The sequence below is a fragment of the Aurantimicrobium sp. MWH-Uga1 genome, assembly GCF_003325955.1.
GTDB lineage: Bacteria > Actinomycetota > Actinomycetes > Actinomycetales > Microbacteriaceae > Aurantimicrobium.
Window position 1 is genome coordinate 464,711 of the sequence record NZ_CP030929.1, and the last position, 22,644, is coordinate 487,354.

Here is a 22,644-nt window from a genome sequence, read left to right on the forward strand (position 1 = left end):
GGGGATGGCACGTACACGACTGGCCTGGTGGATTAAGGTCAGCTTGATCTTCCTGCTTGGCCGAGCCATATCCACGGCCATGCTTCTCGTCTTGGCCAGTCAACAGGCAGAGAATGCCTGGACAGGTGCACAGCCCAGTCTTTGGGATTTCTCCTCGATGTGGGACGGTCGCTGGTACAACATCATTGCTGAAGTTGGTTATCCAACCCAACTTCCTCTCACCGAAGATGGCCACATCGCCGAGAACGCGTGGGCATTTATGCCGGTCTATCCCGCTCTAGTGAGGGGAGTGATGGTGTTGACCGGCCTGCCCTGGAATATCGCTGCCATCATCATCACGGTGGTGTGCGCGTATGTAGCCACACTGGTGTTCTACAAGCTTCTGACCCGTTTCGTTCCCGCACAACAAGCCCTGTTCGCCGTGCTGTTGTTCTCGGTGGCCCCGGTTTCACCGCTATTCCAACTGGCTTATGCCGAGTCGATGCAGCTGATGCTGATTGTCATAGCGCTGTATTTGTTGGTGCGACGCAAGTATGTCTGGATGATTCCGGTCGTTCTGGTGTTATCAGTAACTCGACCCGGATCTCTCGCCATTGCTTTGACGTTGGTGCTGCACTGGATTTATCGCGCGGTGCAGAAAGCACGCTTCCCTCTCAAAGAGAAAGTCCTGGTGGCAGCAGTTGCACTTATTGCCGCACTTTCTGGGGTTGTCTGGTTGTTCATTGCCGGTGTGGTCACAGGTATGCCTACGGCATATCTAGAAACAGAATTAGCGTGGCGTTCTGCCTACATCGGCTACCAAGAACTTGTACCGTTTACGCCCTGGATTTATGCTGCTCAGTGGTGGACAACCAACTTCGGCTATCCCGAAGTGGCCGGATATGTTCTGCTTGCTGCGCTCGTGATTGGGTTTGTTATCTTCTTGGTTACCCCGGCCATGAAGCGTTTGGGTGTCGACATTCGATTCTGGCTGATCAGCTACGCACTCTACCTCTTAGCCGTTTTCTTTCCACAGTCGAGTACCTTCCGTTTGCTCGCCCCACTCTTCCCCGCCTTGGGTGCGATTGCTGCCCCGAAGTCAAAGATCTATCGCATCACCATCACAGCGCTTTTCATCGTGTTGCAGTGGGGCTGGCTGTTGATCTGTTGGCGCATTGACGGATACGACTGGAGTCCACCCTAACAACAGTCTGAAACGACGGATTCCGTAGCTGTTTGGGGCATAGCTGTGGTTTTTGAGTAGTAAACAATACGAGATAATAGAAGTACACAAAGTAAGTGAAAGGGGTGGCCTAAATGGCTGCAATGAAGCCACGGACCGGCGACGGTCCCATGGAGGCTGTCAAGGAAGGTCGCCTGATTATCGTGCGCGTTCCTCTCGAGGGTGGTGGCCGTTTGGTCGTCTCCGTCAACGACGCTGAAGCGAAGGAGCTTCACGACGTACTGGCCAAGGTTGTAAACCCCGCCTAGTTTTAACGTCTCAATGAAAGAACCCCCGCTGATCACAGCGGGGGTTCTTTTTTATGGATGTTTTAGGAAATCTTGGTGAACTGCAGCAGGCCATCACCTGCAGGGGAGAGAGCTGCCACGATGTTCTCAGATTCTTGGGCAGCGGTAAGTACGGCTCGCAATCCGTTGACTGCTGCTGTGCGCTTGGCAGGGTTGGCTACTTCGCCGTCGTGTAGGACGTGGGGAACAAGCACAGTTCCGCCCACACGAACTAGGCGCAATGCGTGTTCCACGTTCTGTTCGACCTGGTTGGGGTCACCATCAACAAGGACAACGTCATAGCTGTTCTCATTCATGCGTGGTAGAACATCAAGAGCTTTGCCGGTGATGAGGCGAACACGGCTGGCCGGGAAACCTGCTTCAGTAAAGAACTCGCGTGCTTGCTCGTGGTATTCAAACTCGGGGTCAATCGAGGTCAGAGTTGCCTCAGGAGCACCGGAAAGAAGCCACAAACCAGACAGGCCACAACCGGTGCCAATCTCAATCATGTTGGTGGCATTTGTTGCAGCAGCAACCAAAGCAAGCTGTGCTCCGACAGCTGGACTAATGGGATTTAAACCGTGTTCGAGAGAAATAGCGCGGGCTTGTGCCTGTGTGCTCGACTCAACATCAAATTCGTTGAGGAACTTCCACGTTAGTTCGTTGTGTGTCACGTCAGTCTCCTTGGGCTTAATCGTAGAGCTAACCCATGCTTTCGGAGCGGTATTCTCGTAGTGTGTTTGGTTTGACCTTCGAGAAATTGCTCATCATTGGGGTAATTGCTGTTTTCGTGATTGGTCCCGAACGACTGCCTGCGTACTCGGCGAAATTTGGCCAGTTGGTGCGCAAGCTCAAAGAAATGACCACGGGTGCCAAAGATCGCATCAAAGAAGAACTCGGTGACGATTTTGATGAGGAGGAGTGGAAGAAGCTCGATCCACGCCAGTATGACCCTCGTCGGATTATTCGTGAGGCGCTTCTCGATGACGCGCCTCAAGTAGCTCCAGTTATTGCCCCTGCAGTAGTTGCCAAGAAAGCGACACCGCGCGACGCAAACGCAGCTACCCCCTTCGATATCGAAGCTACCTAAACAGCTCTGTGGCAGCCTGCCAGGTGATCGTCAACGAGGCCGGCAGATTGCATCAGCGCATACATCGTGGTTGCTCCCACAAACTTAAACCCCAGTCGTTTGAGGACTTTGCTCAGCTGCTCAGATTCGACAGTGACAGCAGGAATTTCGGCCAAAGAGTGATACCGCACTTGCTCGTCTCCAGCACACGCATTCGCACGCTGCCTCGACAATGGTTGAAATGACCAGATGAGATCATGGAGCGCACCGGGTTGCTGTGCAATCATCCGCTGCGCTACCTGCGCATTAGAGATGGTTGCTTCAATCTTTGCTCGATGACGAATGATGCGCTCGTCACGCATGAGCCGTTCCGCATCATCTGAAGTGAAGGCAGCAACGGCATCGATATCAAAGTTGTGAAATGCATCACGAAACCCGGGTCGACGTTTCAAGATGGTGATCCAACTCAGGCCAGCTTGGAAGCCCTCGAGGGAAAGCTTTTCGAAGAGTTTGTGATCGCCAAGTAGCTTCACACCCCACTCTTCATCGTGATAGCGAGCGTATTCAGAGTCATTTCCGACCCAGCCACAGCGAGCTAAACCGTCCCCACCAATTTCGAGATCGTTGTAAGCCATCTACTTGTATTCGATACCTTCGATATCCAGAAGCTGAATCTTGGTGGAAACCCCAGAACCACCTGAGTAGCCGGTGAGTTTGTTGTTGCCGGCAAGAATGCGGTGGCACGGAACAATAATCGGAACCGGGTTAGCTCCCACTGCGCCGCCCACAGCCCGAGCTGCCTTGGGATTACCGGCACGGGCCGCAAGATCACCATAAGAGGCGTGGCCGCCATAGGGGATGGCCAGAAGTTCATGCCAGATTGCCTGCTGAAACGGTGTTCCCACAAGTTTGACGGGAACATCAAAGTCTTTTCGTATGCCAGCGAAATATTCGCCCAGTTCCTTGGACGCTTGGGTGATGACAGCATCAGGGGTACCCGGACGCCCACCGTGCTGAAGGCGTCCGTGGGGAGTTCCTTCACCTTCAATACTCAGATAAGTGATGGCTTCACCATCACTGATCAGCTCGATGCGTCCGAGGGGGGAATCGATGGTGGCAAAGGTTGCGCTCATGTGCTGATTCTTTCAGAGCTGGAAGCAGAAGTGACGTAATTGAGATAGGACCGAGGAGATTGCCCGGTTTGGATGAAGATAATCCGTTCTAATTGCCGCGTGGAAATCGACAGTGCCAGGGCATGCTCTTTGATGGTGTGTGCAGGATGTTGCTGAGCAAGAATCACTAGCTGTGTCGTAACGAATTCATGGAAAGCCTGATGCGGGGCGATGAGCTGATCAGGTCTACATCGTTTACAGGGGCGTAAACCATGAACCTGGGCATCCTGCGTTGAGTTCAGATACACCACGTTTTCTGGCCGAGGGGTTCGTGAAGGGCACCCAAAACGGCAGTAGATTCCTGTCGTGGTCACTCCATAGAACTGTGGTGTGGGCATATCCTCATTCTGGCGCGAATATGCAGCCCAAGATATGTACTCGTGCGACATCTCATTCACAAAAAAGTGGGGGCGCCGCCTTATGCAGACGACGCCCCCAGTTGGGATACTGACATCGTGCGGATGATTTCGTCAACCTCCGCCAGAGTCAGAGTCTCAATGCTTAGACGATACGAGCACCCTCTTTGAGGACACCCTCTAGGATTTCACGCATTTCTGCGAACTCCTTGGGACCAATCGTCAGTGGTGGTGCAAGCTGAACAACGGGGTCTCCACGGTCATCTGCACGGCAGAACAGTCCTGCGTCATAGAGGGCCTTGGAGAGGAATCCACGGAGCAAACGCTCGGACTCGTCATCGTTGAAGGTTTCCTTGGTGGCCTTGTCCTTGACCAACTCAATGGCGAAGAAGTATCCATCACCACGAACGTCACCGACGATAGGAATGTCCAAGAGTTTCTCGAGCTCGGCACGGAACAGTGGCGAGTTGGTGCGCACGTTCTCGTTGAGCTTCTCTTCTTCGAAGATGTTGAGGTTTTCCAGAGCAACAGCTGCTGACACGGGGTGACCTGCGAAGGTGTAACCGTGAGGGAAGTAGCTTGTTCCCTTGGAGAAGGGCTCGTAGATCTTGTCGGAGATGATGGTTGCACCGATAGGGGAGTAACCACTGGTCATACCCTTGGCGCAAGTGATCATGTCGGGGACATAACCGTAGGCGTTGCAGGCAAACATTTCACCGATGCGACCGAAGGCACAAATAACCTCATCGGAAACCATGAGGACATCGTATTTGTCGCAGATTTCACGAACACGCTGCATGTATCCGGGGGGAGGAGCAAATGCACCACCGGAGTTCTGCACGGGCTCGAGGAAAACAGCTGCAACAGTGTCTGGACCTTCGAACTCAATCATTTCTTCAATGCGGTTAGCAGCCCACTGACCGAATGCGTACAGGTCATCACCGTGCTGTTCAGCGCGGTAGAAGTTGGTGTTGGGCACACGGAAGGTGGAAGGAACCAAAGGCTCGAACATTTCCTTCATCGCAGGGATACCTGTGATGGAGAGAGCACCCTGTGGGGTTCCGTGGTAAGCAACAGAGCGAGAAATCACCTTGTGCTTGGTGGGCTTACCCATTTTCTTCCAGTACTGCTTTGCCAGCTTGAACGCAGTTTCAACTGCTTCACCACCACCGGTGGAGAAGAAGACCTTGTTCAAATCGCCTGGTGCGTAGTCAGCGAGACGATCTGCGAGCTCAATTGCGGAAGGGTGTGCGTAAGACCAGATGGGGAAGAAGGCAAGTTCTTCAGCCTGCTTCGCTGCAGCCTCAGCCAAACGCTTGCGTCCGTGACCAGCCTGAACAACAAACAAGCCGGAGAGGCCGTCAATGTAGCTCTTGCCTTGGATGTCGGTGATCATGTGACCGTCACCCTTGACGATGATGGGCACACCGTTCTCGTGCATCACTGACTGACGAGTGAAGTGCATCCAGAGGTGATCGTTGGCCTTCTTCTGAAGGTCCTTGTTGTTGTATACCGGTGCGGTGTAGGGCTTATCTGCCGATACATGCGCTGCGGGTGCAGCCACGTGTGCTGCTTCTTTTTTCTTCCGTGATGTGAATAACGGCATTTTTTATCGCGTTCCCCAGTTGTATAACTGTTTGTGGAGCTTGAGATAAACGAAGGTTTCGGTTGAAACAACGCCCTCAAGCTTTCGGATCTGCTCATTCAGAAGATTGATCAAATCATCATCTGATTCGCAGACAACTTCAGCCATGATGTCGAATGATCCTGCCGTGAGAACGACGTAATCTACAGACTCCATGGCAGCTAATTGGTCAGCAATTGCTCGGGTGTCCCCGGAGCAGCGCAATCCAATCATTGCTTGACGGTAGAACCCCAATTGCATGGGGTCTGTCACAGCGACGACCTGCATAACGCCAGCGTCGGTGAGCTTTTGGACTCGTTGGCGCACAGCTGCTTCAGATAGACCGACAGCCTTACCGATTTCGGCATAAGACCTACGGCCGTCTTCCTGCAGCTGCTCAATGATGGCCTTGGAGACCTCATCAAGTTGTGCGTTACGAGTCTTAGAGTTCATGGGGTTGATTCTGGCACTAAAAAGTGGCTGTGGCAAGTGAAACCGCAGAATTGTCAACCCAAAACTACGAAATCCACAGAATTACCCTTTATTTACTATCGGTATTCGTCATATGCTGTGTTTATGAGTGCACACACTTTCACTAACTTTGTAAATGGCAAATTCGTTGAATCGAGCTCGGATGAGCGCCTCGAGATTCTGAACCCGGCGACCGAAGAGGTTTATGCGACCAGTCCGGTCTCCAACGAGAAAGATGTTGCAGACGCTTACAGCGCCGCGGCAACAGCATTCGAAAGCTGGGGCGAGACAACCCCGAGTGAGCGTTCGCTCGCGCTCTTTCGCATAGCCGATGCCATGGAAGCTCGCGCACGTGAGTTCGCCGAGGTCGAGTCCAAGGACACCGGTAAGCCACTCGAGACACTCGTGGAATACGAGATCATGCCTTCGGTTGATCAGATTCGTTTCTTTGCCACTGCAGCCCGCCATCTCGAAGGCAAGTCTGCCGGCGAATACATGGCCGACCACACCTCCATGATTCGCCGTGAACCTATCGGTGTTATAGGTCAAGTCACTCCCTGGAATTATCCGCTGAACATGGCGGTGTGGAAGTTTGCTCCTGCTATCGCCGCTGGAAACACCATCGTGCTCAAGCCTTCTGACACCACCCCAGCCTCCACCATGTTGTTGGCTGAGATGGCCTCAGAGTTCCTTCCTGCCGGTGTATTCAATGCAGTGATGGGAAGCCGCGAAACTGGTAAAGCCATGGTGGAGAACAAGATTCCACAAATGATCTCCATCACCGGTTCTGTTCGTGCCGGAATGGAAGTAGCGAAAAGCGCAGCGACGGACCTCAAGCGCGTTCACCTTGAACTCGGTGGCAAGGCGCCCGTCATCGTCTTCGACGATGCTGATATTCCTTCAGCGGTCGAAGGAATTGTTGGTGCAGGCTACTTCAACGCTGGCCAGGACTGCACGGCAGCAACTCGTCTACTCGTGCAAGAGGGTATCTACGAAGAATTCTTGGCAGAGCTGGTGAAATATGCACGAGCCAATGCAATTACTGGTTCACCACTAGACGCCAACACCATGTTTGGCCCTGTCAACAATGTGAACCAGCTTGCTCAGGTTCAAGGCTTCATTGAGCGCCTGCCTGATAACGCGGTCATTGAATTAGGTGGTCAACGCCAGGGAGATCAGGGTTACTTCCACGAAGCAACCATCATTTCTGGTCTCAAGCAAACCGACGAAGCTATCCAGAACGAAATCTTCGGGCCCGTGATGACCGTGCAGAAGTTCACCGATGAAGCACAGGCACTCACCTGGGCAAACGACGTGAACTACGCACTCGCATCCTCGGTGTGGACCCAAAACCACGGCCGTGCCATGCGCATGGCGAAGAAACTCGACTTTGGTTGTGTGTGGATAAACACCCACATCCCCATCGTTGCTGAAATGCCTCACGGTGGTTTCAAGCACTCCGGTTACGGTAAAGACCTCTCTGGATATGGCTTTGACGACTACACCCGCATTAAGCACGTGATGAGTTACATCGGAGACTAAGCCGGAGAGATACCCAGGTTGATACCTGCACGAGACGGCCCGCTGTGAGCAATCACGCGGGCTAACTCGTTAATGGCCTGTGCTGCTGGGTCTGCAGGGTGGGAAAGGACGATAGGGATACCCTCATCTCCGCCTTCACGCAAACTCAAGCTCAGCGGAATTCGAGCCAGAACTTCTACTGCTTTGTCTTGGCCAATGCTCAGCTCGAGGGCAACAGTATCGGCACCTCCCTGACCAAAAAGCGCTAGTGCTGAACCATCCGGTAACACTAACGGGCCCATGTTCTCCACCACGCCCAGGATGCGCTGGCCGGTCTGGCGTGCAACGACGCCTGCCCGCACGGCAACCTCACTGGCGGCACTTTGCCCCGTTGTCACCACGAGCACTTCGGCATTAGGCAATTGCTGTCCTACGGTGATCGCCACATCACCGGTTCCGGGAGGTAGATCTAACAACAAGAAGTCGAGGTCGCCAAAGTACACATCGGTGAGGAATTGCGTGATGGTGCGCTGCAACATCGGTCCACGCCAAGCAACAGCCGCATTGGCGTTCTCGACGAACATGCCAATGCTGATGACCTTCACTTCGTGACCCACGGGGGGAACAATCATGTCATCGAGTCGCGTGGGTTTAGTAGCGACTCCGTTGGGTGCTAGACCCATTAACGCAGGTATTGAAAAACCATAGACATCAGCATCCAAGATGCCCACACGGAAACCTTGCTGAGCCAGTGCGACAGCTAGGTTCGCTGTGAGGGTTGATTTGCCCACGCCACCTTTTCCGCTGGTGACCGCAATGACCCGCGTGAGTGTGCCGGGGCCGAACGGGTTCTGCTTGGGACCACCGGGACGAAGCTTTGTCAGGAGTTCGGCACGCTGCTCAGCGGTCATCACCTGAACATAAACAACAACCTCGCTAACACCGCTGACACTGGCTGCAGCAGCACGAACATCGCTTTCGATTTTCTGTGCTGCCGGGCAGCCAGAGATGGTCAGTCGAACCTCAACAGTGGCAACGCCATCCTCGGCACTAACAGCACCAATCATTCCCAACTCTGCCAAGCTGCGCCGAAGCTCGGGATCAATGACTGATCCCGCAGCTTCGCGAACAGCGTTGGAGAGGTTAGTCACGTGCTATTTGGATGTGCGTGAAGCTGGACGAGTCGCTGGCTTAGCTGGAGCTTTCTTGGCTGCAGGCTTGGCAGGAGTTTTGGCAACTGGTTTGGCAGTGGAAGGAGCTTCTTCCTTCTCCAGCTCTTCCAGTAGAGATCGAAGTTCAGCTTTGATGAAGTCCTTGGTTGCCACATCCTTCATGGCAAGGCGCAGTGCAACAACCTCGCGAGCAAGGTATTCGGTGTCAGCAAGATTACGCTCAGCGCGCTGACGGTCTTGCTCGAACTGCACGCGGTCACGGTCATCTTGACGGTTCTGTGCAAGCAGAATCATCGGTGCTGCATAGGAGGCCTGCAGCGACAGAATCAGTGTCAGAGCGGTGAAGCCAATTGCATAGGAGTCAAAACGCCATGCAGGCGGTGCAAACGTGTTAAAGCCCATCCAAACAATGGCGAAGATGGTGAGGCCCAGCAAAAACCAAGGCGTTCCCATTCCGCGAGCGATTGCTTCGGTAAAGCGGCCAAAACGGTCGCGAGATCGGTTGGGGCGTGGGTTGAGCGCGCTGAAGCCTTTGGGGGAGTCGAAGCTTTCATCGTGACGGTTGAATCGTGCCATGTCAGCCCCTCCTTCCTCGGCTTGCGGGCTTAGCTGCAGAAGCAGCGGTCTTCTTTACTGGACGCTTTTTGGGCGTGCGTTTATTGGGCGTTGCATCTGTATCGTCATCGTCGTGGCTACGCCAGTCATCTGGCAACAAGTAGTCAAGAACGTCATCAACGGTCACCACACCAACTAGGCGGTGGTTTTCGTCAATAACTGGGACAGAAACCAGGTTGTAGCTGGCCAAAATACGTGACACTTCAGGTGCTGGAGTATCTACTGAGATTGGCTCAAGTCCAGGATCAATCAGAGCCCCCAGGCGCTCATGTGGGGGATAGCGCAGCATGCGTTGGAAGTGCACCATTCCTAGGAATCGACCGGTGGGTGCTTCATACGGGGGCAAGGTAATGCAGACTGCCGCTGCCAAAGCAGGGGCAGTCTCATTGCGGCGAATCATGGCCAAACCTTCAGCGACAGTGGATTCAGCAGAGAGGATGATGGGCTCAGGCGTCATCAAACCACCGGCAGTGTCAGCACCAAAGCTCAGCAGAAGACGAACGTCATCTGCTTCTTCAGGTTCCATCAGTTCAAGGAGGTGTTCACCACGTTCTTCAGGTAACTGCGCAATGAGGTCGGCAGCATCGTCTGGTTCCATCTCGTCGAGAACGTCCGCAGCGCGTTCGTCGTCGAGTTGGGCCATGATCTCGACCTGGTCGCTTTCATCCATCTCTTCAAGGACGTCAGCAAGACGGTCATCTGGAAGTTCTTCAGCAACCTCGAGCATGCGCTCCTGGGGAAGATCCAGCAAGGTTGTTGCCAAGTCAGCAGGACGCAGCTCCGAGTAAGACGCAATCAGTGCTTCAGCTGATTGTGATTCACCGTCGTTGGTTTTCTCGGTAACGAGAGACCAGGGAACAAGTGCGGTGGGGCCTTTAGCAAACGGAGCACCGCTTTGACGAGGACGGCGAACAAACAGCTGGTTGATTTCCCATTCGCCTGGACCAGTTTCTTCAATCGAGGCGTCCTCGATGATTCCCTCACCAGAGCCGTCATTGAAAGTGACCTTGCGGCCTAAGAATTCTGCCAGGAGGCGAACTTCACCGCCGCGTTGTTCAAACTTGCGGTCAGAAATAGGGCCTGTGGTGATGACCTGTCCACTGCCGATGCTGGAAACACGACCGATGGATATAAAGACACGACGCTTGCCGGGCAGCTCAGCGAGCAAACCCACTACGCGGGGGGCATTGTCTTTGCGGTAGACCACGAGGACATCACGAATACGACCCAGGCGGTCACCCGCGGGGTCGAATACGCCACTACCTGTCAGGCGCGCAACAAATACTCGTGTTCCAGTCACGTCTCTAACTTACCCGTTAAGGCCTGTTTGCGCCCCTTGAGAAGCGCAAACAGGTGGTGAATTCTGCGTCTAGATCAGTGCATCACTGAGGTGGTTGGGGGTTCCAAAACGGTGCGCTGTGATGCTCACTGCTTGCTCTCGGAGGAAGGGCAACATTTCAACTCGGCCTGCTAACAACACTGGCCCGGCATAGACAGCAAGGTCGGGCCGGCCATTGGTAGCTGCGGTCACCTGCGCTGCGCTGCCACCGATGAGGCGAATTCGGGCGTTAGTGAGGTCTGTTTCTGCCAAACTGGCCAGCCAGGACTGGTCTGATCGTTGGTCAACACGGATACCTGTTGCCTGCAATGCCCACAGGTATTTCTCACCCAATGAGGTGGGAACTGAAATGGTGAAGTCTGATTCGGCACGCAACGCAGCCAGTACAACACGGAAGAGTTCTACCGGGTTACCTTGCTCCATCAGACGAATCTTGGTGGGAACACTGCGGTAGCGGAACACATTGCGCTCGACGCCGAGTTGGGAAACATCAATTGCTTCGCCGAATTCGGTAGCCCAGGCGAACTGATCAAGGCTTGCCGCTTGGCGAATCCAAGAGAGTTCACCACCGCTGAGGGTTTCAGAACGCTCAATAGCATCGATGAGAGTGTTGACGAACTTGGAAACCGGAGCAATACCAATGTCTTGCGTGGGGGCAATTTCCCAGTTACCTAAGCCCATGAGGTAGTTTGGTCCACCAGCTTTTGTACCTGCTCCCACAGCGGATTTCTTCCAACCGCCAAAGGGCTGTCGTTGCACAATTGCGCCAGTTGTTCCGCGGTTGACGTAGAGGTTTCCGGCTTGGATGTTCTCCAGCCAGAGCCCAATCTCATCTGAGTTGAGGGAGTGCAAGCCTGAGGTAAGTCCGTAATCGATGGCGTTGACCATGTCGATGGCTTCTTCCAGGGTTTTTGCCGTCATGATTCCAAGAACGGGGCCGAAGTATTCAGTCAGGTGGTATTCACTGCCGGGTTTGACGCCATCACGCACACCTGGAGACCAGAGTTTGCCTGAGTCGTCCAGCTGTGTGGGCTCAACGAGCCACTTCTCGCCCTTGCCTACGGAGGTCAATGCGGAGAGCAGTTTGCCCTTGGCGGGTTCAATGATGGGTCCCATCTGGGTGTTGGCATCGTGGGGGTAGCCAACCTTGAGGCTGGCAACACCGTCAAGGAGTTGGTTGCGGAATCGCTGCGAAGTGGCCACAGAACCAACAAGGATCACCAAGGATGCTGCAGAACACTTCTGGCCGGCGTGACCAAAGGCAGAGTAAATGACATCTTTTGCCGCCAAGTCGAGGTCTGCGCTCGGGGTAACAATGATGGCGTTCTTCCCGCTGGTTTCAGCCAGTAGCGGCAGATCATTGCGTAGTGAACGGAACAGCTCAGCAGTTTCGTAACCTCCGGTGAGGATTACACGGTCCACGCGAGGATCCGAGACCAGCTTGCTGCCGAGTGAACGATCGCCCATGTTGACCAGTTGGAGAGCATCACGAGGAACACCTGCTTCCCAAAGAGCCTCCACCATGACCGCACCACAACGGCGTGCCTGTGCTGCAGGCTTGATAATCACAGGGGATCCTGCGGCCAAAGCTGCCAATGTCGAGCCTGCCGGGATCGCGACTGGGAAGTTCCATGGTGGGGTGACCACGGTCAATCCGGCAGGAACAAAACTTGCACCCGAGATGCGCTCAAGCTTCTTTGCCTGCTCAGCGTAATAGTGAGCAAAGTCAATAGCCTCGGTTACTTCAGGGTCGGACTGGTCGAGAGTCTTCCCTGTTTCACTAGCAGCAACCTCCATCAGTTCTGCCCGGCGTGCTTCAAGAACTTCACCTGCACGGTGAAGGATCTCAGCACGCTCCGTTGCAGACTTCTGACGCCAGCTCGCGCCAGTGCCGGTCGCTGTTGCAAAAACCTGCTCAAGCTGTGCTTCGGTGGTGATGGTGTGCTGAGCAACAGTCTCATTGCCCAGCTGCGAAGTAGCAATACGAGAAAGAATTCCATCACCCCAGGCGCGGTTGGCAGCAATGGCGGGATCAGTGTCGGCTGCGTTTTTGAACGAGTCGGTAGGCATGGGTTCGGCAGGCTTGGTGCGGTCTTGCACGCGGTGGGAGGCAGGAACGCTGTCATCGAGCTCTGCAAGCGAGTTTAAGAAACGGGTCCTTTCACGTTCGAACAACGCTTCATTAGCTGCAAGTTCAAACACGGCAGACATGAAGTTGTCCTGTGATGCGCCCTCTTCGAGACGACGAATCAGGTAGGCAATGGCGACATCAAACTCTGCGGGATGGACTACTGGCGTGTAGAGCAAAAGTCCACCGACGTCTTTCTTGACGGCTTCAGCTTGTCCCTGAGCCATACCCAGCAACATTTCGAATTCGATTCCCGACTGCACGCCACGCTTGTTTGCCAAAAGCCAGGAGTAGGCAACATCAAAGAGGTTGTGGCCGGCAACACCAATGCGGACATTCTGAATACGGTCTGGGTGTAGGGCGTAGTTGATGACGCGCTTGTAGTTGGTGTCGCTGTCTTGCTTGGTGTGCCAGGTCGCCAGAGGCCAGTCGTGCAGTGCTGCCTCAACACGTTCCATAGGGAGGTTGGCTCCCTTTACAACACGAACCTTAATGCCGGCACCGCCGCGTGCGCGGCGTGCAGCAGACCACTCTTGGAGCTGCATCATGGCGGCAAGGGCGTCTGGCAGGTATGCCTGGAGCACGATGCCTGCCTCGAGGTTCAATAGTTCAGGACGATCGAGGATGCGGGTGAACACCGCGATGGTGATGTCGAGATCCTTGAACTCTTCCATGTCCAGGTTGATGAACTTCGGAGTGGGGCTTTCTGCGGCGAGGTGGAACAGGGGGAGCAAGCGCTCAACCACATGCTCAACGTCCTGCTCAAATGCCCAGGCTGAGTGTGGTGCAACAGTGGAAGAAACTTTGATGGAAACGTAGTCGACATCATCGCGAGCCAGAAGTGCCCGTGTGCCTTCCAAACGGCGTGCTGCTTCGCGCTCGCCGAGGACGGCTTCACCGAGCAGGTTGACGTTGAGGCGAATGCCTGGCTTGCGAAGCTTGGCAATAGCTCCACCGAGTTTGGCGTCGGTGGCGTCCACGATGAGGTGACCAACCATGTTGCGCAGCACCTTGCGTGAGATAGGAATAACTACACCAGGCATCAGGGGGGCGAATGCACCACCAAGGCGCACTGCTGCCCGCATATACCACGGCAGGAAGCCAGGTACTTTGGGGGCAAGTTCACGTAGGTTATGTGCTGCAACCTTGAGATCTTCGGGGCGAACAACACCATCGACGAAGCCCACGGTGAAGGCCAGACCGGTGGGATCTTTCAAGACGCCCGCTAACATCACGGCACTGGAATCAACAGGGAAACCTTGTGCTTCGGTCAACCATTTGCGAACAAGAGCGATGGAATCGTTGGCCAGTTCAGGGGAGTATGCATCAGCGGTCATGTGTATAGTCTGGCGGGCAAAAGACTTTAGATAAAGCGCACATTTATTACTATTACTCATTAGAATTACTTAACTATTGAGAGGTGCTCATGCTCGATCTTCGAAGACTGCGTCTGCTGCGAGAGGTTAAGTTGCGTGGCACCCTTGCCGAGGTGGCTGAGGCCCTCAACTACAGCCCTTCAGCGGTGTCCCAGCAACTTGCTCTTTTGGAGAAAGAAGTCGGCGTCCCCTTGCTGCGCAAGAGTGGACGCAGAGTATCTCTCACGCCTCAAGCCGAGATTCTCGTGGCCCATACCTCGACAGTTCTCGAAGTACTCGAACAGGCTGAAGCTGAAGTCACGACCTCACTGGAGCGACCTGCAGGCATCGTTCGATTGGCTGTGTTCCAGTCTGCTGCTTTGGCATTGCTGCCCGATGCTCTGACCTTGGTGCGCCAGGAGTATCCCGAAATGCGCCTGGAAGTAACACAACAAGAACCAGAGGCTGCCTTGCATGCAACTTGGACGAGAGACTTTGATCTCGTCATTGCTGAGCAATACCCCGGTCATGCAGCACCTCGTCACCCTGAACTTGATCGTGTGGATTTGACCACAGATCCAATTCGATTGGGTGTTTCCAGAAAACTCGTCGACGAGTATCACATTAAGAACTTGGCTGACACCGCAGGGCTTCCCTGGGTGATGGAGCCTCGGGGAACGGCATCGCGTCACTGGGCAGAACAAGCCTGCCGCCAGGCAGGTTTTGAACCAGATGTGCAGTTTGAAACTGCCGATATTCAAGCCCACATTCGTTTGGTGGAGTCTGGCAATGCCGTTGCACTACTCACAGGTCTTGCCTGGGTAGGTCGCAAGGTGACCGTTGATCTCATTGATCTTCCCGGCAACCCGCGCAGAACAGTCTTCACTGCAGCCCGACGAGCAAGTGTCGGAAGCCCCGCAATCCAAGTCTGTCGGGATGTTCTCTCAAGAACTGCAGAACTGGTTAACCCTGCCGCACGTTAACCGGAGACTTCCACGCCCACCACAGCAGCAGCAGCTGCAATGGCAGACGCACAAACGCAATAACAGTCAACACGGTGTCCCCAGCCCCGATCGTGCTGAAGGCAAACCAAATATTGGCAGGCCAAATAGCCAGAAGTGTTAATACCGTAACCGTCGGTGCCCACCGTGCTCTGAGCAGAAGGCCGACAACACACACCAGCTCCACCACACCACTGACATAGACAACACCGAGGTTGACTCCTTCACCCAATTCAGGTGGCATCAACCACAGAAATCCTTGAGGCGTGACAAGGTGGAGAAAACCGCTGAGTCCTAACAGCGCAATGACTATCCAACTACCTACACCGCGCTTATTCATGGTTACTTCCGTTTCTTTTTCGCCAGAGCCTCAGCTTTGAGTTGTGCAGCTTTAGCAGCCTTGGTTGCAGCGACATGAGGGGCTAGCCATGCCTCAACATCATCTGCTGTTCTCGGAAGTGCAATCGTGAGGTTTTCCGCACCGGTGGCTGTCACCAAAATATCGTCCTCGATGCGCACACCAATTCCACGGTATTCCTCGGGGACGGTGAGGTCATCGGGCTGGAAGTACAGTCCAGGCTCAATCGTGAAGATCATGCCTTCCTTCACGATGCCGTCCATATACATCTCGCGACGTGCTTGAGCACAGTCGTGAACATCAATACCGAGGTGGTGGCTGGTGCCATGGACCATGTAGCGGCGGTGATGCTGGTTCTCAGGAAGAAGTGCCTCTTCAACTGTGACAGGAAGAAGGCCCCACTCTGCAGTTTTACGAGCGATCACTGCCATCGCTGTGTTGTGAACATCACGGAAAGTAATCCCCGGCTTCACAATGGCGAAGGCAGCATCAGCTGCCTCACGCACAGCTTCATAAACTTTGCGCTGAACCGGGGTAAACGTGCCGCTAACAGGCAGAGTTCGTGTCACATCTGCGGTGTAATAGCTATCGCGTTCAACTCCTGCATCAATCAGGATGAGGTCACCCTCATTGACGACACCGTCGTTAGTGACCCAGTGCAAGATGCAGGCGTGAGCGCCACTGGCGGCAATAGTGCCGTAACCAACGCCATTGCCCTCCAAGCGTGCACGTGAAGCAAAAGCTCCCTCGACTAGGCGTTCACCACGTACATTCCCAGCAAGAGCTGGAAGAACACGAGCAATATCTGCAAATCCACGAACGCTGGAGGCGACTGCCTCACGCATTTCTGCTATCTCAAACTCATCCTTGACCAGGCGCATTTCTGAAAGGTCGCGAGCAAGATCTTCAGGAATCTCTGTAACCGCTTTATCTGCTTCAGGGAGTTCATCAAGGTGCTTGGTTGACATACCTAGGTCACCGGCGACCTGAGCTAAAGAAGGCCGTGGGCCTATCCAAAACTCACCAATGTCGCTGTTGGCATAAAACTCATCCGAGTCACGACCGGCGCGCTCGCGGAAATACAAGGTTGATGTGTGACCATTCGCAGTGGGTTCCATCACAAGTACTGAATCTGGTTCTGAATCTGAACCCCAGCCGGTAAGCCAACTAAATGCTGAATCGGCGCGGAAAGGATAGAAGGTGTCATTACTGCGCCGTTTCATGGGGCCGGCGGGAATAACAATGCGCTTTCCCGGGTGAGCTTGACTCAGTGCCTTACGACGCGCAGCGGCATATGAGGCCTGTTCACGCGGCGAGGGAATCTGCTCTTGTCGATCTGCCCAGTTGCTTCCGATGTATTTCTGGAAAGTATCCGATGCCGGAGTTGTTGACCTGTTTTCGGTGCCGAGGGGGGCTTCGTGCTGGGCATCTTCCGCGTTCATGCTTCTAGTCTGTCATCGTCAGTCGGGAAAAGTCTCAGCTTGTCCTCAGCCAGGCATAGAGTGAAAGGGTGGAAGCATTTTTACGAGCTCAAAGTCCTATCGACTTGCACCTCCACAGCAATGTCTCGGATGGCACAGGCTCTCCATCTGAGGTGGTGCGCGAGGCACACGCCGCTGGTGTGCGCACCATGGCGTTGACAGATCACGACACTACTGCTGGTTGGGATGAAGCGCGTGAAGAGTGCCTGGATTTGGGAATGACTTTCATCCCAGGTATGGAGTTCACCTCTCGTATTGAACATGGCAGCATCCACATCTTGGCGTATCTTTTCGACCCCAACTATGCGCCTTTAGTTGAGGAGCTCAAGAAGCTCCAGAGCGACCGCGAAAATCGTCTGCGCCAAATGACAGAAAACGTTTCCGCGGACTACGACATCACCTGGGAACATGTGCTGGAGCAAGTCTCAGCCTCAGGGAAGTCTGTGGGTCGCCCCCACCTTGCTGATGCATTGGTTGCTCGAGGGATTATTTCTGAACGCAGTGAGGCATTCTCAGGAATTCTCTCCAAAGACGGGCCGTACTACGTCTCCCAATATGCCCTTGACCCTGTCTCTGCCGTGAAACTGATTAGAGCTGCCGGGGGTGTTCCTGTGATGGCTCACCCCACCACGAAGGGGCGTGTAGCTCCAATGGAATACATTGATCGCCTTATCGATGCAGGCCTCGGCGGTTACGAAATAGATCACCGAGAGAATATGGAACCGGGGAAAACTATCCTGCGGGAACTCTGTCTGGAGCGCGGTCTGATAATCACCGGCTCCAGTGACTACCACGGAACGGGCAAACCCAACCAGCCAGGAGAAAACACAACAACTCCAGAGATGCTTGCCAAAATTATTGAGCAGGGAACAGGTTCCGAACCGAGCTACCCTGCGTAGAAGGCGGACTTGCCCTTGACCTCAGCCGCAATGCTGGAAATGTTTCCATCGCCATACGACGCAATAACTTCAGTAATCACAACTTGATAGCCTTCGTACCAGCGACTGACCTTTCCTTTGGCGTCGCGGTGATCGCCAAAGCGGGCCAGTTTGGTTAGGGCCTCTTTGGTTTCGAAATAGTAGATCGAGTTCGTAACCCTGGTATCAGGTTTGACCCACTTTTCCACTCCAAGAAAGCCAGGAAGAGCTGCGACGTATTCCTCAATGGAGTCATCGAGGCGGTAGAACTCTTCGTCGTAGGTTCCTGGATTGAATATGAATTGAACAGCGAACATCAGCTAGCTTCCACATAGAGTGAACAGTATGTCCAATCACAGTAGCGCGGCCCACAGCCAGTCGCCTGTTGTTAGTAAAGATACCTTTGGGCATAAATACGCTGGACTCATTTTTGGCTTCATCGGTATTGCCTCGTTCTCCTTCTCTTTGCCTATGACAAAGATTGCTCTGCTTGGATTCCCCCCGGTCTTTCTGGGTGCTGGCCGGGCAGCAGTTGCGGCAGGTATTGCTGCGGTTGTCTTAGCGGTGACGCGCACTGCACTTCCACGTGGAATGCAATGGGTTCGATTGGGCGTTGTTGCACTCGGGGTTGTTGTGGGTTTTCCCTTTTTTACCTCATTCGCACTTGAGCATGCGCCTGCGTCCCACGGTGCAGTAGTGATTGGCTTACTACCGGCAGCAACGGCTGTTGCTGCTGTTATTCGTGGCAAAGAACGCCCTTCGAAAACCTTCTGGGCTGCTTCCATCCTGGGAGCAATTGCCGTCGTCGTGTTCTCTGGTCTCAGCTCTGGAGCGCAATTCCATCTTGAACTTGGAGATATCTATTTCCTTGCAGCAGTCGTGTGTGCCGCTATCGGCTATGCCGAGGGAGGCATGCTTTCGCGTGAAATTGGATCGTGGCAAACCATTAGTTGGGCACTGATTGTGGCATTGCCTGTGATGTTGCCTATGGCATTCACAAGCGTCTCTGGTTTGGAGTGGGCACGTGTTCCTGCTTTAGCTTGGCTGGGGTTTGCCTATATTGCGGTGATCTCGATGTATCTAGGATTTTTTGCATGGTATCGAGGTCTCGCAATTGGGCCCATGGCATCAGTGAGCCAAATACAGTTGCTACAACCGCTGTTGACGATTTTGTGGGCAGCACTATTTTTTGGCGAGAGTGTTGGTTTTGCTGAATGGATTGCTGCCGCTGCGGTTATTGCCTGCGCGGGTGTTGCGGTACGTGCTCGGGTAAAAACAGCGAGCACGAGATAGCTACCAGTTAATCCAGCCGAATTTCCCTGCACCCGCAGCAATAATGATGCAATATACGGCAAAGAAGACAGCCACAACACCAAGGATTTTGAACTGGTGATCCATCGTGAAACGGAACATCTTATCCAGCAGTTCTTCGGCTTTTTCGCCCCGGATAAGTCTCCAGATTGGGGGCAAAATAACCCCAATAAGTGCGATGAGATAGACCAGAAGCGCGGTGGGAATTTTGAACCAAATATCCACCTTGCTTGCCGCAATGTCATGAAGGGCAGGAATTAGCAACGCAAAACTGGTGACATCTTTGATGCTCAAAGCAAAAGCAACACCGAAAAAGGTGATGGGGCGGGCTTTGTTCAGACCCGCCGTGAGACGCATTTCGGAACTCTTGGCAAGTTCAGGGTGAGGCATAAATAACCACGTTGCCGAGGCGCCGAGAATGATGCCAATAATGAGCCAAATTGCGCCACCGAGTGGAGAATCTTGGCCACGGTTATCGGCAGGCAAAGAGGCAAAACCAAAGAGCAGAAGAGAAATGGCCAGTGCGAATGCGAGGCCGGCACCTGTTGCTGTCGCGATTGTTCGAGACACCCATCGTGGTGAAACTGCAGCAACGAGCTGAAGACCAAATAGAGATGGGGTGAACGCGGCTCCAATGGCCAGTGGAATTACTCGGAAAAGTAATTCAATTTCATCTTTGCCCATAAAACTCAGCCCTGTGTTGAGCCCAAACCTGGGCCGCGGCGACGGGTGCGATTGCGTGTGCGTGAGGGGTTGTTGCCGTCATGATGTTCATCCCCACGACCATCGTGTGCGCCACCGGCAACACCGTGACTGCCCTCAGGGCTGACGTGCTTTGGCGGGTTATTGGTGCGACGACGCTGGCGATCGCCACCAGATTTCTGCCCACTCTCACGATCGCGCTGGCGACCGGTGTGCCCCTCGGGGGTCTTGGTGGGAGGAGTGGACTTGAGTCGGCCCTTCGCATCTGCAGGGATGTTGAGGTCGGTGTAGAGGTGTGGTGACGACGAGTACGTCTCAGTGGGTTCAGGTTGACCAAACTCGAGAGCTTTGTTAATCAGTGACCATTTGTGCAGGTCTTCCCAGTCCACGAATGTAACAGCGGTACCGGTTTTACCCGCGCGGCCAGTACGGCCTGCGCGGTGCAAATAGGTCTGGTCTTCATCCGGGATGGTGTGGTTGATCACGTGGGTTACGTCGTCCACATCAATACCGCGAGCGGCAACGTCGGTAGCAATCAGAATGTCTTTTTTACCTGACTTGAACTGAGCCATGCCCCTTTCGCGCTGTTCCTGATTGAGGTCACCGTGCACCGCTACAGCGGGGAAGCCACGATCGGTCAGTTCTTCAACCAAGCGTGAGGCTGCACGCTTTGTGCGAGTGAAGATGACGGTCTTGCCGCGGCCTTCTGCCTGCAGAATGCGGGCAATAACCTCATCTTTGTCCATGTTGTGGGCACGATAGATGACGTGTTTGATGTTGGCTTGGGTAAGGCCTTCATCTGGATCAGTTGCACGAATGTGGATGGGGCTATTCATGAATCGACGAGCCAGGGCGACGATGGGCCCGGGCATCGTCGCCGAGAAGAGCATGGTGTGACGCTTGGGAGGGGTCTGCGAGAAGATTTTCTCGATGTCTGCCAAAAAACCAAGGTCTAGCATCTTGTCAGCTTCATCGAGAACGATTTCTTGAATTTCAGAAAGGTTCAGCAAGCGCTGGTTGGCGAGGTCGAGCAAACGTCCCGGGGTTCCCACCACAATCTGGGCACCTGCCTTGAGCTGTTCAACCTGGCCCTCATAGGACTTGCCTCCGTAGATGGAGACAACCTTAGTTTCCCGGTTGGAGGTGGCCAGTTCCATGTCTTCAGCTACCTGAACACACAATTCACGGGTGGGTACAACAACGAGCACCTTCACGCCGGGGCCAGGGTTCGTTCCAAGGCGTTGAATAATTGGCAAACCAAAACCGAAGGTCTTTCCGGTACCAGTTTTTGCCTGGCCAATAATGTCTTGGCCGCCCAAAGCAAGAGGGATGGTTTGTTCTTGAATAGGGAATGGTTCAACGATTCCCCTAGAAGCCAACGCCTCAACAATGTCAGCGTCAATATTTAAGTCTGCAAAAGTCACGTGTGTGCCTGTCGTGTAAAAGGTTCTACGCCTTTATATTCGTCACCCAGGCGTAGGGCTACCGATCCGATGCCGGTAGCGACCCTCTAAGCCTATCGGCGTCTCGCTCATATGCTCGCAAGGGAATAGGCTTGATATGTGGTCTTTTCATGGTTTGGTCTTCGCAAGCGACGTGTCGTTGCCCCTACCCTCAAACCTCGTCAAGAGAAGGTTGAGCGTGAAGACAAGGTAGATCTCTCCGATATGACCCCTGATGTGGTGCCATATTTGGGACAGGTCGCCTATTTTGAACTCGCAGTTTTTGAATCTCTCACTCGTGCAGTGACTGCAGCTCCCACCTTGGAAGCTAAAGAGGGTCTCAGTGCTGCTGCGGGAGAAGTGTTGGCCAAACATCACGGTTTGGTTGCTGAGCTTCGTAAGAAAAAGGTTGATCCAGCTGGGGCGATGGCCCCCTTTGCTCCAGCGATCGACACCTTTGAAGAACTCACCTCAGGGCGTAACTGGTATGAAATGCTCCTGGGTGTCTATCTCACTGCAGGTTTTCTGGATGATTTTTTTGTTCGATTAGTTTCAGGTCTCCCCAAAGCATTACGTCCGCGCGTTGAGGAAATTCTTGAAACGGACCGAACTGCTGACGTGATCGTGAATCTGCTCAAAGAAGGCATCGCTGCAGATCCCAAGCTTGCTTCACAATTGGCTCTGTGGGGACGTCGTCTTGTGGGAGATACTCAGCTTGTTGCTCGCTCTGCACTGCATCTTTCCGGAAACCGCGATGACGACGAGCAGCGTCTTGAACCAGTGTTTACAGATCTCATTGCCGCGCATTCGCGCCGCATGGATGAATTAGGGCTTACTGCCTAAGAAAAGTTGGTGCTAGCCAACGAAGCCGATTCGGCGAGACTGGTCTGATCCCACCTCAACAAACGCAATGTTTGCTGAGGAGACGAGGTAAACCTTGCCCTTTTCATCAGAAAGCTTGAGCAGGGGAGTCTTGCCGGTGAGAGCATCAGCAACGAGTGCTTCAACCTCTGAAACAGAAGAATTGGTCTCCAAGCCGATTTCGCGGGAAGTGTTGATCATGCCGATGCGAATTTCCATGAGAAGACCTTTCTGATAACGAACAAGCCAACACTATGACAT

At 53.9% G+C, this 22,644-nt stretch carries 24 protein-coding genes; 8 read left to right on the forward strand and 16 right to left on the reverse strand.

Going from position 1 to position 22,644, the window contains the following annotated elements; translation table 11 throughout:
- Positions 1–4: 4 nt before the first annotated feature.
- Positions 5–1,183 carry a hypothetical protein gene (locus AURUGA1_RS02415; RefSeq protein WP_240187380.1) on the forward strand — a complete coding sequence of 393 codons (1,179 nt, stop codon included), beginning with the start codon at positions 5–7 and terminating at the stop codon, positions 1,181–1,183.
- A gap of 113 nt (positions 1,184–1,296) precedes the next feature.
- Complete coding sequence (locus AURUGA1_RS02420; protein ID WP_096381811.1) at positions 1,297–1,470, forward strand: DUF3117 domain-containing protein; 174 nt, start codon at positions 1,297–1,299, stop codon at positions 1,468–1,470.
- A 62-nt stretch (positions 1,471–1,532) separates the two neighbouring features.
- On the opposite strand, the gene AURUGA1_RS02425 is transcribed toward AURUGA1_RS02420, so the two are convergent.
- Positions 1,533–2,162: an O-methyltransferase gene (locus tag AURUGA1_RS02425; RefSeq protein ID WP_114128721.1), complete on the reverse strand. Its 630-nt coding sequence runs from the start codon at positions 2,160–2,162 to the stop codon at positions 1,533–1,535.
- A gap of 62 nt (positions 2,163–2,224) precedes the next feature.
- On the opposite strand from AURUGA1_RS02425, the gene AURUGA1_RS02430 reads away from it, so the two are divergent.
- Entirely contained in the window at positions 2,225–2,578 is a 354-nt protein-coding gene (locus tag AURUGA1_RS02430; RefSeq protein WP_114128722.1) for a twin-arginine translocase TatA/TatE family subunit, read from the forward strand.
- On the opposite strand, the gene AURUGA1_RS02435 is transcribed toward AURUGA1_RS02430, so the two are convergent.
- The 5 genes from AURUGA1_RS02435 to AURUGA1_RS02455 form a co-directional block, all read right to left on the reverse strand.
- Positions 2,575–3,192, reverse strand: coding sequence for a DNA-3-methyladenine glycosylase I (locus tag AURUGA1_RS02435; RefSeq protein ID WP_114128723.1), 618 nt, complete (start codon positions 3,190–3,192; stop codon positions 2,575–2,577). The two genes, AURUGA1_RS02430 and AURUGA1_RS02435, sit on opposite strands and share 4 nt — an antisense overlap.
- Positions 3,193–3,690, reverse strand: a complete 498-nt coding sequence (locus AURUGA1_RS02440) for a methylated-DNA--[protein]-cysteine S-methyltransferase (protein WP_114128724.1) — start codon at positions 3,688–3,690, stop codon at positions 3,193–3,195.
- Entirely contained in the window at positions 3,687–4,118 is a 432-nt protein-coding gene (locus tag AURUGA1_RS02445) for an Ada metal-binding domain-containing protein (RefSeq protein ID WP_114128725.1), read from the reverse strand. The genes AURUGA1_RS02440 and AURUGA1_RS02445 overlap by 4 nt, the downstream gene beginning before the upstream one ends.
- A gap of 112 nt (positions 4,119–4,230) precedes the next feature.
- Positions 4,231–5,649, reverse strand: a complete 1,419-nt coding sequence (locus tag AURUGA1_RS02450; RefSeq protein WP_256372962.1) for an aspartate aminotransferase family protein — start codon at positions 5,647–5,649, stop codon at positions 4,231–4,233.
- 45 nt (positions 5,650–5,694) lie between these two features.
- Complete coding sequence (locus AURUGA1_RS02455; protein WP_114128727.1) at positions 5,695–6,162, reverse strand: Lrp/AsnC family transcriptional regulator; 468 nt, start codon at positions 6,160–6,162, stop codon at positions 5,695–5,697.
- Positions 6,163–6,285: 123 nt separating this feature from the next.
- Here AURUGA1_RS02455 and AURUGA1_RS02460 point away from each other — a divergent pair, with 123 nt between their 5' ends.
- Positions 6,286–7,722, forward strand: a complete 1,437-nt coding sequence (locus tag AURUGA1_RS02460) for a gamma-aminobutyraldehyde dehydrogenase (protein ID WP_114128728.1) — start codon at positions 6,286–6,288, stop codon at positions 7,720–7,722.
- Here the strand turns inward: AURUGA1_RS02460 and AURUGA1_RS02465 are convergent.
- The 4 genes from AURUGA1_RS02465 to AURUGA1_RS02480 all read right to left on the reverse strand — a co-directional run bounded on the left by AURUGA1_RS02465 (position 7,719) and on the right by AURUGA1_RS02480 (position 14,292).
- The gene (locus AURUGA1_RS02465) at positions 7,719–8,852 is read right to left on the reverse strand and encodes an Mrp/NBP35 family ATP-binding protein (RefSeq protein ID WP_114128729.1); all 1,134 of its coding nucleotides are present in this window, start codon (positions 8,850–8,852) and stop codon (positions 7,719–7,721) included. The genes AURUGA1_RS02460 and AURUGA1_RS02465 overlap by 4 nt on opposite strands.
- 3 nt (positions 8,853–8,855) lie before the next feature.
- The gene (locus tag AURUGA1_RS02470) at positions 8,856–9,449 is read right to left on the reverse strand and encodes a DUF1003 domain-containing protein (RefSeq protein ID WP_114128730.1); all 594 of its coding nucleotides are present in this window, start codon (positions 9,447–9,449) and stop codon (positions 8,856–8,858) included.
- A 1-nt stretch (position 9,450) separates the two neighbouring features.
- A complete protein-coding gene (locus AURUGA1_RS02475; RefSeq protein ID WP_114128731.1) occupies positions 9,451–10,788 on the reverse strand; it encodes a magnesium transporter MgtE N-terminal domain-containing protein in 1,338 nt (445 codons plus the stop codon).
- Positions 10,789–10,857: 69 nt separating this feature from the next.
- Positions 10,858–14,292, reverse strand: a complete 3,435-nt coding sequence (locus AURUGA1_RS02480) for a proline dehydrogenase family protein (RefSeq protein WP_114128732.1) — start codon at positions 14,290–14,292, stop codon at positions 10,858–10,860.
- An 89-nt stretch (positions 14,293–14,381) separates the two neighbouring features.
- Here AURUGA1_RS02480 and AURUGA1_RS02485 point away from each other — a divergent pair, with 89 nt between their 5' ends.
- Complete coding sequence (locus tag AURUGA1_RS02485) at positions 14,382–15,293, forward strand: LysR family transcriptional regulator (RefSeq protein WP_114128733.1); 912 nt, start codon at positions 14,382–14,384, stop codon at positions 15,291–15,293.
- Here AURUGA1_RS02485 and AURUGA1_RS02490 read toward each other — a convergent pair.
- Both AURUGA1_RS02490 and AURUGA1_RS02495 read right to left on the reverse strand, forming a co-directional pair.
- The gene (locus tag AURUGA1_RS02490; protein WP_114128734.1) at positions 15,274–15,651 is read right to left on the reverse strand and encodes a DoxX family protein; all 378 of its coding nucleotides are present in this window, start codon (positions 15,649–15,651) and stop codon (positions 15,274–15,276) included. The two genes, AURUGA1_RS02485 and AURUGA1_RS02490, sit on opposite strands and share 20 nt — an antisense overlap.
- A gap of 2 nt (positions 15,652–15,653) precedes the next feature.
- Complete coding sequence (locus AURUGA1_RS02495) at positions 15,654–17,111, reverse strand: aminopeptidase P family protein (protein WP_114128735.1); 1,458 nt, start codon at positions 17,109–17,111, stop codon at positions 15,654–15,656.
- A 68-nt stretch (positions 17,112–17,179) separates the two neighbouring features.
- Between AURUGA1_RS02495 and AURUGA1_RS02500 the strand changes: the two genes are divergently transcribed.
- Positions 17,180–18,049 (forward strand): PHP domain-containing protein, encoded by an 870-nt coding sequence (locus AURUGA1_RS02500; RefSeq protein WP_114128736.1) that lies wholly within the window; start codon positions 17,180–17,182, stop codon positions 18,047–18,049.
- On the opposite strand, the gene AURUGA1_RS02505 is transcribed toward AURUGA1_RS02500, so the two are convergent.
- Positions 18,037–18,384: an antibiotic biosynthesis monooxygenase gene (locus tag AURUGA1_RS02505; RefSeq protein ID WP_114128737.1), complete on the reverse strand. Its 348-nt coding sequence runs from the start codon at positions 18,382–18,384 to the stop codon at positions 18,037–18,039. The genes AURUGA1_RS02500 and AURUGA1_RS02505 overlap by 13 nt on opposite strands.
- A gap of 28 nt (positions 18,385–18,412) precedes the next feature.
- On the opposite strand from AURUGA1_RS02505, the gene AURUGA1_RS02510 reads away from it, so the two are divergent.
- A complete protein-coding gene (locus AURUGA1_RS02510; protein WP_114128738.1) occupies positions 18,413–19,360 on the forward strand; it encodes a DMT family transporter in 948 nt (315 codons plus the stop codon).
- Here the strand turns inward: AURUGA1_RS02510 and AURUGA1_RS02515 are convergent, their stop codons facing one another.
- A complete protein-coding gene (locus AURUGA1_RS02515; protein WP_114128739.1) occupies positions 19,361–20,062 on the reverse strand; it encodes a GAP family protein in 702 nt (233 codons plus the stop codon).
- Between the two features lie 5 nt (positions 20,063–20,067).
- Positions 20,068–21,504, reverse strand: a complete 1,437-nt coding sequence (locus tag AURUGA1_RS02520) for a DEAD/DEAH box helicase (protein ID WP_114128740.1) — start codon at positions 21,502–21,504, stop codon at positions 20,068–20,070.
- A 138-nt stretch (positions 21,505–21,642) separates the two neighbouring features.
- On the opposite strand from AURUGA1_RS02520, the gene AURUGA1_RS02525 reads away from it, so the two are divergent.
- Positions 21,643–22,365: a ferritin-like fold-containing protein gene (locus tag AURUGA1_RS02525; protein ID WP_240187381.1), complete on the forward strand. Its 723-nt coding sequence runs from the start codon at positions 21,643–21,645 to the stop codon at positions 22,363–22,365.
- Between the two features lie 12 nt (positions 22,366–22,377).
- Here AURUGA1_RS02525 and AURUGA1_RS02530 read toward each other — a convergent pair whose 3' ends face one another.
- Positions 22,378–22,602 (reverse strand): DUF3107 domain-containing protein, encoded by a 225-nt coding sequence (locus AURUGA1_RS02530; RefSeq protein WP_114128741.1) that lies wholly within the window; start codon positions 22,600–22,602, stop codon positions 22,378–22,380.
- Positions 22,603–22,644 lie beyond the last annotated feature (42 nt).